11 protein-coding genes are annotated in these 15,374 nt (G+C 56.4%); 4 read left to right on the forward strand and 7 right to left on the reverse strand.

Going from position 1 to position 15,374, the window contains the following annotated elements; translation table 11 throughout:
• Positions 1 to 73: 73 nt before the first annotated feature.
• The 3 genes from BIND_RS07065 to BIND_RS07075 all read left to right on the forward strand — a co-directional run bounded on the left by BIND_RS07065 (position 74) and on the right by BIND_RS07075 (position 4,757).
• On the forward strand, positions 74 to 1,183 hold the full coding sequence (locus BIND_RS07065) for an efflux RND transporter periplasmic adaptor subunit (RefSeq protein WP_012384389.1): 1,110 nt from the start codon (positions 74 to 76) through the stop codon (positions 1,181 to 1,183).
• A complete protein-coding gene (locus BIND_RS07070) occupies positions 1,180 to 4,224 on the forward strand; it encodes an efflux RND transporter permease subunit (protein WP_012384390.1) in 3,045 nt (1,014 codons plus the stop codon). Before BIND_RS07065 ends, BIND_RS07070 begins: the two co-directional genes overlap by 4 nt.
• Before the next feature lie 242 nt (positions 4,225 to 4,466).
• Positions 4,467 to 4,757, forward strand: a complete 291-nt coding sequence (locus BIND_RS07075) for a YciI family protein (protein ID WP_012384391.1) — start codon at positions 4,467 to 4,469, stop codon at positions 4,755 to 4,757.
• Positions 4,758 to 4,967: 210 nt separating this feature from the next.
• Here the strand turns inward: BIND_RS07075 and BIND_RS07080 are convergent, their stop codons facing one another.
• Complete coding sequence (locus tag BIND_RS07080; protein WP_012384392.1) at positions 4,968 to 6,422, reverse strand: GntP family permease; 1,455 nt, start codon at positions 6,420 to 6,422, stop codon at positions 4,968 to 4,970.
• A 768-nt stretch (positions 6,423 to 7,190) separates the two neighbouring features.
• On the opposite strand from BIND_RS07080, the gene aspS reads away from it, so the two are divergent.
• Positions 7,191 to 8,984 carry an aspartate--tRNA ligase gene (aspS, locus tag BIND_RS07085; protein ID WP_012384393.1) on the forward strand — a complete coding sequence of 598 codons (1,794 nt, stop codon included), beginning with the start codon at positions 7,191 to 7,193 and terminating at the stop codon, positions 8,982 to 8,984.
• A gap of 19 nt (positions 8,985 to 9,003) precedes the next feature.
• Here aspS and BIND_RS07090 read toward each other — a convergent pair whose 3' ends face one another.
• From BIND_RS07090 to xth, 6 genes are all read right to left on the reverse strand, one after another.
• Positions 9,004 to 9,324, reverse strand: a complete 321-nt coding sequence (locus tag BIND_RS07090) for a hypothetical protein (RefSeq protein WP_012384394.1) — start codon at positions 9,322 to 9,324, stop codon at positions 9,004 to 9,006.
• Positions 9,325 to 9,617: 293 nt separating this feature from the next.
• Complete coding sequence (locus BIND_RS20070) at positions 9,618 to 10,295, reverse strand: XRE family transcriptional regulator (protein WP_012384395.1); 678 nt, start codon at positions 10,293 to 10,295, stop codon at positions 9,618 to 9,620.
• 807 nt (positions 10,296 to 11,102) lie between these two features.
• A complete protein-coding gene (locus tag BIND_RS07105; RefSeq protein ID WP_012384396.1) occupies positions 11,103 to 12,011 on the reverse strand; it encodes an HlyD family secretion protein in 909 nt (302 codons plus the stop codon).
• A gap of 15 nt (positions 12,012 to 12,026) precedes the next feature.
• Positions 12,027 to 12,218, reverse strand: coding sequence for a DUF1656 domain-containing protein (locus tag BIND_RS07110; RefSeq protein ID WP_012384397.1), 192 nt, complete (start codon positions 12,216 to 12,218; stop codon positions 12,027 to 12,029).
• Between the two features lie 167 nt (positions 12,219 to 12,385).
• Positions 12,386 to 14,455, reverse strand: coding sequence for an FUSC family protein (locus tag BIND_RS07115; protein WP_158304363.1), 2,070 nt, complete (start codon positions 14,453 to 14,455; stop codon positions 12,386 to 12,388).
• Positions 14,456 to 14,526: 71 nt separating this feature from the next.
• Positions 14,527 to 15,303 carry an exodeoxyribonuclease III gene (xth, locus tag BIND_RS07120; protein ID WP_012384399.1) on the reverse strand — a complete coding sequence of 259 codons (777 nt, stop codon included), beginning with the start codon at positions 15,301 to 15,303 and terminating at the stop codon, positions 14,527 to 14,529.
• Positions 15,304 to 15,374: the final 71 nt, after the last annotated feature.

The following is a 15,374-nucleotide window of genomic DNA, read 5'->3' on the forward strand; positions in this document are numbered from 1 at the left end:
TTGGTGTCATTGCAAGCGGTTCAGCTACAGGTATAGTAAATAACGCTTTTCGACTCGGGAGCCTATGGAAAGAATGCACATTCATTCTGTGATAACGAGGCTCCACCTCTCTCGTTATACCGCTTTGTCCTTGATGCTGGTGTCATTGCCGCTCGCTGCCTGTCGGGAGGAAACCCAGACGGTGGCGGCCGCCCCACGTCCCGTTCGCACGATGACGATCGAGAAAAGCGAATTGGGCGAGGAAATTTCCCTGACGGGACATCTTCAAGCGGAAAACGAGGCGACTCTCGCCTTTCGTATCGGCGGCCGAATCATCGAAAGATCAGTCAATGTCGGCGACCATGTCACTGTCGATCAAGTTATGGCGAAACTCGATTCGCAGAATGAACTGAATAGCATGCGCTCGGCGCAAGCCAATTTGACCGCGGCTCAGGGCAGATTGAAGGAAGCCGGCAATAATTTCAGCCGTCAGCAATCTTTGCTCGAAAGAGGTTTTACAACCAGGGTCCTGTTTGATCAGGCACAACAGGTTTACAATACGGCTTTGTCTCAGGTCGATGATGCGCGGGCGCAATTGAAGATCGCCGAGGATCGGCTCAGCTATACGGAACTCAAGGCCGATGCGGCAGGGGCCATTATCGCGCGCGGCGCGGAGGCCGGCGAGGTGGTGCAGGCCGGGCAAATGATCTTCAAGCTCGCGCGGCAAGGTGGCTGGGATGCTGTCTTCAATGTCCCTGCTCAAACCTTACGCGCGGCGCCGTCTGATCCCAAAATCATTGTGTCCCTGACGGATGATCCAACAGTGACGGCAACGGCGCGTGTCCGGCAAGTTGATCCGCAAGCCGATCCCGTGACCAGGACCTTTCGAGTGAAGGTCAGCGTGGATGATCCACCCCCCGCCATGCGGCTTGGTGCTACCGTCGTCGGGCGTATGCAATTGGAATCCTCGCCGGGTATAGCGATCCCTGCGGCCGCTCTCACTGAAATTGATCGCCAACCGAGCGTGTGGATCGTTGATCCTGCGACCGAGACCGTCTCCATGCGCCGTATTGGCGTGGTCCGTTTCGACCCAGGGACTGTCGTCGTGAGTGATGGATTGGCGCCGGGCGACATTGTCGTGACGGCCGGTGTCCAGGCCTTGCATCCGGGGCAAAAAGTTCGTTTGCTCGGGTCGTCGACATGAGCGGGCTCAATCTTTCAGCTTGGGCGCTGAAACATCGTTCCTTCACGATCTATTGCATGATCGCGGTGACGATTGCCGGGCTTGCGTCCTATTTCCAGCTGGGCCGGAATGAAGATCCTGAATTCACCTTCAGGACGATGATCGTGCAGGCCTCCTGGCCCGGGGCGACCCTCGATGAAACGCTCTTGCAGGTGACCGAAAGGATCGAGCGCAAGCTGCAGGAAACCAAGAGCCTCGACTTCCTCCGCAGTTACACGAGCGCCGGGGTCACGACGATTTTCGTCAATCTGAAAGGATCGACCCGGCCGGCCGATGTCCCGGACATTTGGTATCAAGTCCGCAAAAACATAGGGGATATTAGGCATACATTGCCCGCAGGTGTCGTCGGACCAGGTTTCAATGATGATTTCGGTGACACCTACGGCCTCATCTATGGCTTTACAGCAGATGGCTTCAGTGATCGTGAATTGCGCGATCATGTGGAAGAGATCCGCTCGCGGCTTCTGAACGTCCAGGATGTGTCCAAGATCGAGGTTCTTGGCGCGCAGGACGAACGGATTTTTGTGGAATTCTCGACCGAGAAACTGGCTGGTCTCGGCATTGACAGGACGGCGCTCGTTGCTGCCTTGCAGGCTCAGAACGCAGTAAGCCCTTCCGGTGTCATTCAGACTGGGAATGAACGGCTTCAGATCCGGGTTTCGGGGGAATTCAAGTCTGAACAAGATATTCTGGACGTCAATGTCCTGTCCAACGGACGCCTCATCCGTTTGCGTGATATCGCGGAGGTCCGCCGCGCCAATGTGGATCCGCCCCAGCCGGTTTTCCGCGTAAATGGAAAACCGGCGATCGGCCTCGCGATCGCCATGCGTCCCGGTGGTGATATTCTGGCGCTTGGGCAGAATATCACGCGGACGATTGATGAGGCCAAGGCCGATCTGCCGCTGGGTATCGATGTGAAGCTGGTTGCCGATCAGCCCGCGGTCGTCCAGCATGCGATCGGCGAATTCATGTCGTCCCTGTGGCAAGCCATTGCCATTATCATGGTGGTCAGCCTGGTCACGCTCGGTTTCCGCGCCGGGGCGGTCGTGGCTTTGTCGATCCCCCTGACCATGGCGATCATCTTTCCCATCATGGAAGCCGTCGGGATTGATCTCCAGCGTATTTCACTCGGAGCCTTGATTATTGCTCTTGGCCTTTTGGTCGATGATGCCATGACGACAGTCGATGTCATGTCGGCTCGTCTGGCAGCGGGCGATGAGAAGGAAGCCGCCGCGAGCTACGCTTATCATTCGCTGGCTTTTCCCATGCTGACAGGGTCCTTCGTGTCGGCGGCCGGCTTCGTACCGATCGGCCTCGCCAGAAGTTCGGCAGGTGAATATACTTTCGCGATCTTCGCTGTGGTCACCATCGCGTTAATCGTTTCCTGGTTCGTGGCGGTTCTGTTCACGCCCTTGCTGGGTGTGGCTATCCTCACCAAGCCAAAGACTCCGGTAAGCTCCGGGGAAAATAGGATTGTGCGCTTTTTTCGCGCCTTGCTGGTCGGCGCAATGCGGCTGCGGCGGGTGACCATCGGGACGAGTCTTGCTTGTCTGGTCGTGGCCATTCTGGCACTCCCCTATGTCCAACGGCAGTTTTTCCCATCCTCGGACCGTCCCGAACTGGTTGTCGATCTCACTTTGCCGCAAAATGCGTCGATCTATGCCAGTGAGGATCTCACGGAAAAAGTCGATGCCATGCTCGCAAAGGATCCTGATGTTGCGAGCTGGAGCACTTACGTTGGTCGCGGGGCCATCCGTTTCTATTTGCCTCTCGATGTTCAACTGGCGAATGATTTCTTTTCCCAAATTGTGATTATTGCGAAGGACGTCGCCGCGCGTGAGCGACTTCATGCTCGGCTCGAAACAGTGCTCGCCGAGACGTTTCCCCAGGTCGTTTCGCGTATCGCACCGCTCGAACTCGGACCGCCCGTCGGCTGGCCGGTGCAATATCGGGTCAGCGGCCCTGACATTTCCCAGGTTCGCAGCATTGCTCTGCAATTGGCGGAACTCATGGGGAGTAATACCAGTGTCAGAAAGATCAATTTCGACTGGATGGAGCCCGGCCGTATGGTGCGCGTCAAGATCGATCAAGATCAGGCGCGTCTCTTGGGCTTGAGCTCGCAGGCTCTGTCTCAGGTGATGAATACCGTCGTGACAGGCCAGCCCGTGACCCAGGTGAGGGACGATATCTATCTAGTCAATGTCATCATGCGGGCGAATGATGAGCAGCGCATGTCGCTCTCGACGCTCCGTACGTTGCAAGTTCCACTACCGAATGGACGCACCGTTCCGCTCAGTCAACTTGCGAGTTTCGAATTCGATCAGGAATTTCCGATCATCTGGCGCCGGCAACGTGTTCCGACCTTGACGGTTCAGGCTGATACTGCGCCGGGCGTCACGCCAGAAACAGCGGCAGCTTCTCTCGCACCGGCTGTTGCGAAACTGAACGCCAGCCTGCCGGCCCAATATCATATCGACATTGGTGGCACGGTCGAGGAAAGCGCACGATCGCAAGCCTCTGTGTTCGAACGCGTCCCCTTGATGCTGTTCTTGATGATCACCTTCCTGATGATCCAGTTGAAGAGTTTCAGCCGATTGTTCCTCGTCCTCGCGGTTGTGCCAATGGGTCTGATCGGTATCATCGCGGCCCTTCTTCTCTTCAATAAGCCGCTGGGTTTTGTCGCGATCCTTGGTATTTTGGCCTTGCTCGGCATGATCGCGCGCAATGCCGTGATCCTGATCGAGCAGATTGAGACGGAACGCACGCAGCGGAAGGAACTCTGGGATGCGGTTGTTGAAGCGACCATTTCCCGCTTTCGCCCAATCATGCTGACAGCGGTTTCCACGGTCCTCGGCCTTATTCCGATTGCCCCAACCGTCTTCTGGGGGCCGATGGCCTTTGCGATTATGGGGGGACTTCTGGTGGCGACGCTTCTTACTCTGCTGGTCTTACCGGCTCTTTACGTGGCGTGGTTCCGCGTCAAGGAACCTGCTTATAGCTGATCGAGTCCCGGCCTAGCCCCAAATGGGGCGGTGTTTGAAAAGGTGAGACGTTGTTCGCCAGCAATCTGCTTTAGATCCTTGGAAATGCATCAGCCCCAAAGTGGTATCCACTTTGGGGCTGATGCATTTAGCATTGCTCGTTGAATTGAACGTATGAGTGATTTTACAAGTCTTTATAATTGCATAAAATTCTGGAAAAGGGACCGTCCGCTTTGGTTTGATGCTTCAGGGGCTCCATCGAAATGTTCGTCGTTTTATTACATTACACCAAGCCACTTGCGGAAGTTGACCGTTTTGTTGGCGAACATCGAGAATTCTTGGAGCGTTATTACGCTTCTGGCCATTTCCTCTTGTCAGGACGACAAGAACCTCGCACAGGCGGCGTGATACTCGCCAAGGGACCGACAAAGGCAGAGATCGAACACATCATTCGCCTCGATCCATTTTACAAAGAACAAATCGCTGAATACCAGATCGTGGAATTTGTACCGTCGATGTCTGACCCACAACTCGCCAGCTTGAAGGAATTGTAATCTTTTAAGCGATTTTCCGGTTTCATGAATTCAATGGATAACGAGAGCATTTTCTGGTTCTATGGGACCAGAAAATGCTCTCTATCTTTTTGTTTTAACGTTAAATTTCCACATTTCGAACAAGTGTGCTTATGAAAGAAAACGCCAGCCCTCGTGACAGAGGAGCGTGGCGCTATCCAAATCATCCCCGTTTACGTTTCTTTCTTCTTCTCAGAACGAACCGACCACGGATCCGATACCGATGACGGCTACAAGGGCGAGAACGGCGCCGACAATGGCGACCATGACAATATCCAAATAGGCCTCTTTATGGGTGGAACCGCATACGGCCAGCATTGTCACGACGGCGCCATTATGAGGCAGGCTATCGAGCGTTCCCGCGCCGATTACGGCGACGCGATGTAGGAGATCAGGGTTGATACCTTGTTCAGCGGCGAGACGCATATAAGTATCGCCGAGGGCATCGAGCGCGATCGTCATACCGCCGGAGGCTGATCCGGTCAGTGAAGCGAGCACATTGGTTGCCACTGCCAGCGAAACCAATGGGCCCCCTTCGATGCCAAGCACCCATTCCCGCACCATGTTGAAGGCTGGCATGGCGGCGACGACTACACCAAAGCCAACCAGGCTCGCGACGCTGAGAGCGGGAAGAACGGAGGCATTGGCGCCGGCGTCGATGGTCGCACGGAGCGTCGGCAAGTGACGATAATTCACGGCAACCAGCGTGATAATGGCAGCGGCCAGAGCCACCACGACAGCCCAAACACCACCCACGGCTGCGAGTGTCGTTGATCCGAAACGCTCTTCGGAGAGATAGGAAACGTCCAGATTCGGCAAGACAAACATGGACATGATAAGATTGACGACAATGACGACCACGAGCGGCAGGGCGGCAAAGACAATCGACGGTTTCGTGACACTGACCTTGCCGTGGCTGATCTCGGCGGGATCGAAAGCCTGCGACGTGGTCGCGCGCTCACGGATGATTTCATCCTGCGCCGCCACTTCGGCATTGCTGCGCGTTGTACCGTCATAGCCCTCGCCCGCGCGGCGTGCTTTGGCCTCGGAGCGATGCAGCCACCAGAGCCCAAATCCGAGCATGATCGCTGAGGCGATGATACCAAGCCCAGGAGCAGCGAAGGGCGTCGTCCCGAAAAACGGCATGGGAATGGCATTCTGGATCGCCGGTGTGCCGGGCATGGCGGACATTGTGAAGGTGGATGTGCCGAGGGCGATGGTGGCTGGCATCAGACGGCGCGGGATGGCTGCCGACTGAAACAAGGCATGCGCCATGGGGGCGAGGACGAAAAAGGCGACAAACAGGCTGACACCGCCATAGGTGACGAGAGCACCGGCGAGGACGACCGCAAGAATGGCGCGGCTCGGGCCAAGTTTGTGAGTCATGAAATCTGCGATCGAGGTGACCGAACCGCTGTCTTCCATGAGTTTGCCGAATATGGCGCCGAGCAAGAAAATCGGAAAGAACTGTGCCACGAAGCCAGCGGCGCTGACCATGAAGGTCTGTGTCCAATGCGCGAGCAGGGGCTCGCCCGAAAAGGCCGCGGCGATGATCGCGGCGATAGGAGCGAGCACGAGCACGCTCCAACCGCGAAATGCCAAAGCAATCAAGAAGGCAAGAGCGAGAAGAATACCAAATAGACCCATGGGTTCAGACCTGTTTCAGGAATGTGTTGAGACAAGACGAGGAGCGGTTCCCAAGAACCTTTCCATGGCACAATAGGTTAGCGAAGAATGAAATAGACGTGCGAAGAAGACATTGATTCTCAAAAGAGTGTAGATGAACTGTCAAGTGTCGTCACTCTTGAGCAATCAGAAAATGTAAGCCGACTGCATTTTTAATGTATAGGTTTATCTTGGGGTTTTATTTTCTGTCACATCGCTTTCTGTCCCCACGAGCCCTCAATTTGGATGGCGCTCGCGGCCGGTGGATTATGAGGTGTTCTTGTTTTTGATCCTCCGTGCGAGGATCTGATTGCAGCATTCAGGATTTTGTCCCGTAACTCCGCTCCATCGCTGGAGGGAAGTCGCCTGATGATGATGAGGCATCGCGCTCGGAGCTGACTTTTGGGTCACGCTGTGAAAAGATGCTCGACCTTGATGCGAGAAAGCGCGAACTTGCCTCTGAGCTGCTGGGTGGGACCGAATGGCCGTCCTTTTGGGGGAGAATGAACGTCTCGCTTTGATCGGGTCCAAGCGCGGCCGGGTGGGAAAATGGTTTTCCGAGCCTATCCAAGACCCGTATAAAGGTCTTTTAGGGGGGAGTTTCGGAGGCGTGCGTTTGGGTTGCTTGCGCGTGCGCTACTTTCCATGCTTGGAAGACGGCCTTGACAGATGTCTTGCCACATGCGGTTCTCCCCCGCTGAAACGGCCCATGGGCCTTGGTTTTTCCTGAATCCTGATCGTGATGAGATGATGCACCGCTACCGTACCCATACTTGCGGCGATTTGCGCGAGGCCCAAGCCGACGAGACGACACGCCTTTCGGGCTGGTGCCATCGCATCCGGGATCATGGCGGCGTCTTGTTCATCGATCTGCGCGATCATTACGGCATCACCCAATGCGTGGTTGATCCCGATTCCAAGGCTTTTCCGCTCGCGGAAAAATTGCGCTCAGAATGGGTCGTGCGAATCGACGGACTCGTGCGTAAAAGGCCAAGTGGCACCGAAAATCCTGAAATGCCGACCGGTTTCATCGAGATCTATGTCACCGAGATCGAGGTTTTGGGGGCGGCAGCCGAACTGCCCATGCCGGTGTTCGGCGATATCGATTATCCAGAAGACATCCGGCTGAAATATCGCTTTCTCGACCTCCGCCGGGAAAAGTTGCATAAAAACATTATGTTGCGTGGGCAGGTCATCGACAGCCTCCGGCGCCGTATGAAAGAGCAGGGCTTTTTCGAATTCCAGACTCCGATCCTCACCGCTTCAAGCCCTGAGGGGGCGCGCGATTTTCTGGTGCCCTCGCGCATTCATGCCGGCAAATTTTACGCGCTGCCGCAGGCGCCGCAGCAATATAAGCAATTGCTGATGATGGCCGGCTTCGATCGTTATTTCCAGATCGCGCCCTGTTTCCGCGACGAGGATCCGCGCGCCGACCGCTTGCCCGGCGAATTCTATCAGCTCGACGTCGAGATGAGCTTTATTACTCAGGAAGATGTCTTCGCGGCGATGGAACCCGTGATCCGGGGCGCTTTCGAGGAATTCGGCAATGGCCAGCCCGTCACGCAGACTTTCCCGCGCATTCCCTATGCGGAAGCCATGCTCAAATATGGTTCGGACAAGCCTGATCTCCGCAATCCCTTGGTCATCGCCGATGTGACGGATCTGTTCGCGCGCGACGACGTCAGCTTCAATGCCTTCAAGAATGTCATCAAGAAGGGCGGTGTCGTACGCGCCATTCCCGCGACGGGGGCCGCTAGTCAACCGCGCAGTTTCTTCGACAAGCTGAACGATTGGGCAAAGTCAGAAGGTGCGGCGGGTCTCGGCTATGTTATTTTCGAGGGATCGGACGAAGCCCCCGTTGGCAAGGGACCGATTGCTAAATTTCTTCCCGCAGAAGTCCAGGCGGCAATCGTCACGCGGGCAGATCTCAAGGCTGGTGATGCGGTCTTCTTCGCCTGCGATATCGAGGAAAAAGCCGCCAAGCTCGCCGGCGCGGCGCGTTTACGGATCGGTCATGAGCTGGGCCTTTCGAAAACCGGCGTCTTCGAATTGTGCTGGATCGTCGATTTCCCGATGTATGAGTGGAATGAGGACGATAAAACGGTCGATTTTTCCCATAATCCTTTCTCCATGCCGCAGGGCGGGCTTGAGGCCTTGCAGACGCAGGACCCATTGACCATCAAAGCCTTCCAATATGACATTGCCTGCAACGGCTATGAGATCGCTTCGGGTGGTATCCGCAACCATCGCCCCGAAGCCATGGTCAAGGCTTTCGAGATTGCCGGTTATGGCGAAGAAACCGTGGTTGAGCGTTTCGGTGGCATGTACCGGGCCTTCCAATATGGGGCTCCCCCGCATGGTGGCATGGCGGCGGGCGTCGATCGCATCATCATGTTGCTGGCGGGCGTCCAGAACTTGCGCGAGATTTCGCTCTTCCCGATGAACCAGAAGGCGGAAGACTTGCTGATGGGGGCACCATCCGAGGCGACCACCAAGCAATTGCGGGAATTGCATATTCGGCTCAACCTGCCAGAGCCTAAATAAGGGCGTCGGCGCGCAGCTCTCACAGATGCGGATGGGAAGCGGCCGGCCGGGCCAATGGCATGGCCGGCAAGGTCTTCCTGTCTGCCGTCTTGCCCGATTGATGCGTCTTTTTCGGGATCATTCGTTCGGAGTTCGCCCGCCTTTGGGGCGCCGTGCCATGGGTCCGCGGAAAAACTAGAATGGCGCAGGGTTGGGGGTTCGATGGGGGAGAGCCTGTCTCGCTCGTGGGACAGGAATCGGCCTGTGCGTAAAGTAAATCGATTTCCAAACGTTCATCGGCTGCTTTCGCATCCGCACGCGCATAGAGCGCTTCGATCAAGGCAATCTCCGGATCAACCATGACAAACCCCAAGGACTTCGTTTTCGATTTCTGTACTGTACGTTTAGTACAGTACGTAGTCAACACGAAACGTACAGATCCAATTATTTTTTGTACGTTTCGTGGGTATTGCCGAGCATGGGGAATTCGGTAAGAGGATTATCTCACGGTTTTCGATCGTGACTCGGGCTTTCCTCAATTGTGGATAATGATCCAGTCTGGCGCGAAGCTGGAACGTCTGACAGGCACGGGCCGCCAAAAGCAAATCCATTGCATTGACTGGAGAAGTTTTAGCGAGGGCCGAGCGAGGACGCTTACCGCTCCAAACGGCGGAAAGGTTTGCTCGGCTTGCGTTCGAGGAGCATCCATTCGCCGGCGCGGATATTGCCGAAAACCTTACAGGCCCATTCGATCTGTACGTTATGAATGGGGCTGGCATTATGGCTGATAAGATCGAAACGATCCTTGCTGACGCGCCGGATGGTTTTGAGATAACGGCGGCCATCAGTCAGGCGAACGGCGGCTTCCCACCCATCGGCCTCGGTACGGGTCTGCGCGACTTTCCAGCAAATGACGATATCGCCCGGATCATAGCGCGGCCACATGCTGTCGCCGACGATCTCGAAAGCCACGGCGCCGGAGGGTGCCGGATAAGGGATCTGGACTTCATCAAAGCCGCCTGGCGGTTCCTGCTCGAACTCGGAATCGATCACAGCGCCCGCTCCGATCCGCCCAACGAGGCGAACGGTATATTTGGGCTCTTTCTCAGGGGCCTGTCTGTCTTCTTCGTTCTCGCCGGTCAGGAGCCAGGCGGCGGAAACATCGAAAGCCTTGGCATAGCGTTCCGCAATGGCGATACGCAGGCCGCGCTCGCCATTCTCATGACTGCGATAGGTATTTTCGTTCCAGCCGAAAGCACGAGCCGCTTCGGTCGCGCTTTCGAACCCGGCTTGCTGGCGGGCGATCTGCAATCTGTGAAAGGGCTGATCCATGGGCGGATGACTTGCCGGCTCGGTTGGAGGCGAAAGAGGTCAGGCTGGCGCAAGGTACTGTACATATAACGATCCTGCAAATGTACAGTACATTATCGCTGGATACAACCTTTCAGTGCTTTTCTCCCGTCTATGTAGATTGTTTGAACTGGTATCCTGATTCAAATTGGATAAAGAACCGCAAAAAGTCTCCGCACGTGATGGCCCGCGACGGGACGCTACGAATTGCGGTCAAGGCAAGCTTCGCTGTTGCAAAGAGGGGCTGGCTTGAAAGAGGTGGCGGCTTGGGAAGTCTCAAGCTTGGGGTAGTGGCTCTCAAGACGGACAACGGGGTGAGAAACACAGGCAGGAAGGACGGGAGCCAAAAGCATCTAAGCTGAAGGTAGGCTAGACGAGAGGGGCCAAAGTTCGCACAAGAGCGTCAGAGCCAAAAGTGGTTCCCCCTTTTGGGGATCGGTCTGATGCGTTTTCAGAAAGAGAGAGCATCGGATAGGATTCACTTTGAAAGTCGGACGCTCTTGGACGATCTGGCGGGTTCACCCATCAGCCGATTTTCTGGACCAAGTCGATTAAGCTCTGATGAGTCGGATTTCTTTGATGAAGTCGGGCGCACCCCTTCCAAGTGAACGGGTGGAAGGATTCTACAGAAGCGAACTGGTCTTTTCCCGCATGTCCCCATTGACGGGTGGAGAAGCTTAAGTAAAGGGACAAAATCTATCCTTGTCCGCAGCCTTCATCTTGGGGAGTGCAGGAACGATAGGTCAGATCTTGACCTGCGGAGAAAACTGAATTGTCCGTTCACAAAGGTTAATGGCGGCGGAACCAGGCGACGATGCGCTGCCAGAGCGGTTCCTGTTTGACCCAGACCGTGCAGGTCATGCCGGCGGCAAGGGGAACACCTTCTGGTATATCGTCAATGTGGATCCGCACAGGGATGCGCTGTGCTAGGCGCACCCAAGTGTAGATGGGATCGACATTCGGCAGGCCCTGGGTTCCAGGCGTTGCGTTGATCGTGCTGATGCCACGGGTAAAGCTTTCGATATGACCTGTCAGGAGGGCCGTATAGCCCATGAGCTGGATATAGACCTTGTCGTTGAGCTTGAGATTGCCGAGCTTGGTCTCTTCGAAATAGCCGTCCACCCAAAATGAATCGCTGTCGACGATGGAAATGTTCGTGCGCCCGGTCGAGGCGAAATCACCGAGCCGCATCAAGAGATTGGTGACATAGCCGTTGACCGTGCTGTGCAATTTCGTGTGTTCGAGATCCAGATTGGCCCGGTCGAGCCGCGCCTGCGCCGCATTGACGGCGGCTCTGGCGGCTGCGGCGGCTCCCGAATATTGCTGCTTTTCTTCAATGGAGGCGCTGAGCGTCGTCAAGGCCGCTCGCCGTTCAGCCTCGCTGACCTTCACCGCCATATCGGCTTGGCGGCTCGCCAATTCAGCCTGCGCGCCGGCAACCGCGATTTCATATTCGGCGGGATCGATCTCATAGAGAAGATCGCCGATCTTGACGCTTTGGTTATCGGTTACATGGATGCCGACAATCGTGCCGGAGACTTCGGGAGCGCTATTGACAACTTGAACGCGAACCCTGCCATCACGCGTCCAAGGCGCATACATATAATGTATGAACAGACCATAGAGGCCGGCACAGGCCGCGGCCAGCAGCAGGAATGTGATGCCGATGCGGACGAATTCGCGATAGCGTTTGAACATTGGGCGAGGCCGGCTTCAAAAGGTGAGGTGGAGGAGCGCCAGAATGCAAATATAGAGGCTGGCTTCGGCCAGTCGGGGATGCCAGACATAATGTTGCAGTCCCAGACGCAGGAGCACCATGCGTAAGGGAATGAAGACAATGAGAGCGAGAAAGACATAGCCGATAAAGGGCGAGACGAGAATTTCTCCCAGAACGACTTCCTGCATGAAAGGGTCCTATCTCCCGTTTGGTCCAGAACTTGGATCGCCTTTGTCATAGGATGAAATCAAACTCTTTCCCTTAATACCAAAGGTCGTAAAGGACGACCTTTGGTTCCTTTCTTGAATTTTCGCTTTTTCAAAGCGAGAGTGAAAATTCAAGAGCGGTCCAACGGTCATTGATTATGACCGTTGGTATAAGAAGGATGCAGTTTTGCACTCGTGGGCGAGATTGCGGCGATGGGTGGCGGCGGAAGGGATGTTCGCTCGGGCGCGGATACATGGCCACGAGTCTCGTGAAGCTTGAAATGACGCAGAAAGGGCTGGCCCTTCTTCAGCAGAAGCGTGATGCAATAGAGGCTCGCGGCGGCGCGCAGCAGCATCAGGCTATTCAATCCGCGTTGCCCTTTGGCATCACTGAGGAGATGTTGCGCCGCCTGAATCAAGGGATCGATTTGCAGACTGGTCAAGGCGGCGCGGGCCTGCGTGCGTTGCTCACTGGTCAAGGGCGCGCGCGCCAGGGCGACCTGAGCCCGTCTGACGAGAATGCTCAGATCGCCGAGAATGGAGAATTGCTCCAGGAGATTGCGTCGCCCGAGAGTCATTGGGCGCGCCGTGGCATAGCGGTGGACCTGGCTCCAGCGATCATATTGCACGCTGACTTTATCTTCCTCGCTGACACCGGATTCTCCGCGGAGCGTATGGTGCAGATCATCGGCGAAGGCGAAGGCCAGGCGCAGCAGTCGGCGCGACAGCGAAACAGGAAGCGCCAGCCATAGGGACGCATAAATGGTCACGCCGCCGAACACCAGGAGGACCGCATGGTCGATGAAAACCTGGGGATCGTAGATCTGGGGATTGGCCGGGGCGGTGAGGAGGAAGAAAACCACGCCCGACAACATGCCGATTTGCGATTGCCCCAAGGCGATGAGCAGGCAGGAGAGCGCGACGAAGGGAAAGATCAGCACCATCAATAAGGGAAAGCCGCTGATCGCTGGGAGCAAAAAGAAGAAGCAGAGACCTGCCGTCAACACGCCTAGGGGAAAGCCGATGAGGGCCGCGCGGCCGGTCAGGATCGGATTGTCGCTGACAGCGCCAAGAGCGATGAAGGAAACCGTGTTGACGATGGCGAAGGACGTGCCGGGCCAGCCCGACAAGACGCAGAGAAAGCAGCTGAGGCCAACCGCCAGAACGACCCGTAGAGCATTCAGGAAGACGGTCATGGGATCTTGATGGACCGGCAAGGCGGCGGTACGGATCGGGGTGTGGCCAAGACGCATGGCCCGCAGGCCGTCACGCAGAAAGGCATATTGCTCGAAGAGGCGGTCGAGCCGGTCGAGAACGAAAGCTTCCTGAAGCGTCAAATCTCCCGCTTCGAGTTGCTTGCGCATCAGATTGGTGAGTTCGAGCCGCAATTGTTCCGGATAGGGTCGGTTCAAGGCCTTGCGGGCTATGCTAATGCCCTGCGTGATGAAGGGCCGGCGCTCGGGCAATTCTCGCAAGCCGAGCGTGAGAGCGAAGCTGATCGAAATCATATCGAACAAGGCGAGGATGACGCTGCGCGCGCCAGCCATGCGTTGAGGACCGTCGGAAAGTTCCGGACCCGCATAGGTCAATTGGCTGCGCAAGGGCATGAGGGCGGCGGCAAGCGCCATGCGTTGTTCGACGGTGGGCGCGATTTGTTCGTCCAAGACCGCGCTCAGTTGCAGTTTGATAGTCGCGACATTTACCTTGATGGCGCGCAACAGGTTGGACCATGCGTGATGGCGGCTGAAGATTTCATTGACGATAGCGGTCGAGAGAATGGCGATGCTGATTGCCGAGACGCGCGCGACGGCGGCATCAAAGACATGCAACGGCTCATCAATATGGGCGATCGAAATGATCGCGACCGTATAGCCGGAGAGCACGGCAGAATAAGAACGAAAATCGCGCAGGATCGTGCCGACGCCCGCGCAAATACCGATCCACAGCGTAAAGGCTGCGAGCAGCATGGTGCGGTCCTGGGCGAAGGCTGCGGTCAGGAGCAAGGCGACGATGGCGCCGACAATCGTGCCGACGAAACGATACATCGCCTTCGACAAGGCCATGCCCGCGACGGGTTGCGCGATAATGATTGTGCTGACGACGGCCGTCGCGGGATATTCGAGTTGGAGGTAGAAGCAGGATAAAAGGGTCAGGCAGGCGGCAAGCCAGGTGCGGAACACAAAGGCCCAAGTGCCCTCTGCCCAAGTGCCCTCTGGCAAGTGAAAGCCGTCCGGAAGTTTTCCAATTGCCGCAGAGGAGGGCATCAGCGAGGCGAATGCACGTGGCCAGGTCATGCCAAGGTGACACGGACCGGAACATGATCGGAGGGTTTGTCCTCGCCGCGCCGCTCCTTGTCGATCACCACATGTTGCAGATGATCGACTGCTTGCGGCGACAGCAGGAGGTGATCGATACAAATCCCCTTGTTGCGCTGCCAAGCGCCAGCCTGATAGTCCCAGAATGTATAGAGGCCCGGTTCATCGCTCACGGCCCGCAAGGCGTTGGTGAAGCCGAGATTGAGCAGGGAGCGGAAACGCGCGCGGGTGGGGGGCAGAAAAAGAGCGTCGGTGGCCCAGACGGCTGGATCATAGCAATCTCCTGGCATGGGGATCACATTATAATCTCCGGCCAGCACCAAAAGCTCCTCGCATTGGAGCAGCGTTGAAGCATGGGCAATCAGCCGATCCATCCAGGCCAGCTTATAGGTATATTTATCGGTGTCGGGCGGATTGCCGTTGGGGAGATAGAGAGACACGATGCGCAGGCGTCCGATCTCGCTGTCGATCACGCCTTCGACATAGCGGGCATGTTCATCCGTGGAATCGCCAGGAAGGCCGCATTTCACTTCGATGGGCTGTTTCGAGAGGATGGCGACGCCATTGAACCCTTTCTGTCCATGCACGGCGGCGTGATAGCCCTTGGCTTCGATCGCCGCGAAGGGAAAGGCGTCGTCGGTGCATTTGAGTTCCTGAAGACAGACGATATCCGGGGCGACCTCGTCCAAATAGCGCAAGAGATGCTCGGTTCTCTGGCGGATGGAATTGATATTCCAAGTCGCGATCTGCACGTGCAGGCTCCTTGCTGAATTTGGTTACGTCTTCGAAATCAACCGCCGGACAGGCGCCGCCGCAAATGGGT

This window comes from Beijerinckia indica subsp. indica ATCC 9039 (assembly GCF_000019845.1).
GTDB classification, from domain to species: domain Bacteria; phylum Pseudomonadota; class Alphaproteobacteria; order Rhizobiales; family Beijerinckiaceae; genus Beijerinckia; species Beijerinckia indica.

What these genes read in the sequence shown, in the direction of transcription:
- BIND_RS07065 (WP_012384389.1), top strand. Translation starts at nt 74, where the DNA reads ATGCACATTCATTCTGTGATAACGAGGCTCCACCTCTCTCGTTATACC.
- BIND_RS07070 (WP_012384390.1), top strand. Translation starts at nt 1,180, where the DNA reads ATGAGCGGGCTCAATCTTTCAGCTTGGGCGCTGAAACATCGTTCCTTC.
- BIND_RS07075 (WP_012384391.1), top strand. Translation starts at nt 4,467, where the DNA reads ATGTTCGTCGTTTTATTACATTACACCAAGCCACTTGCGGAAGTTGAC.
- BIND_RS07080 (WP_012384392.1), bottom strand. Translation starts at nt 6,422, where the DNA reads ATGGGTCTATTTGGTATTCTTCTCGCTCTTGCCTTCTTGATTGCTTTG.
- aspS (WP_012384393.1), top strand. Translation starts at nt 7,191, where the DNA reads ATGCACCGCTACCGTACCCATACTTGCGGCGATTTGCGCGAGGCCCAA.
- BIND_RS07090 (WP_012384394.1), bottom strand. Translation starts at nt 9,324, where the DNA reads ATGGTTGATCCGGAGATTGCCTTGATCGAAGCGCTCTATGCGCGTGCG.
- BIND_RS20070 (WP_012384395.1), bottom strand. Translation starts at nt 10,295, where the DNA reads ATGGATCAGCCCTTTCACAGATTGCAGATCGCCCGCCAGCAAGCCGGG.
- BIND_RS07105 (WP_012384396.1), bottom strand. Translation starts at nt 12,011, where the DNA reads ATGTTCAAACGCTATCGCGAATTCGTCCGCATCGGCATCACATTCCTG.
- BIND_RS07110 (WP_012384397.1), bottom strand. Translation starts at nt 12,218, where the DNA reads ATGCAGGAAGTCGTTCTGGGAGAAATTCTCGTCTCGCCCTTTATCGGC.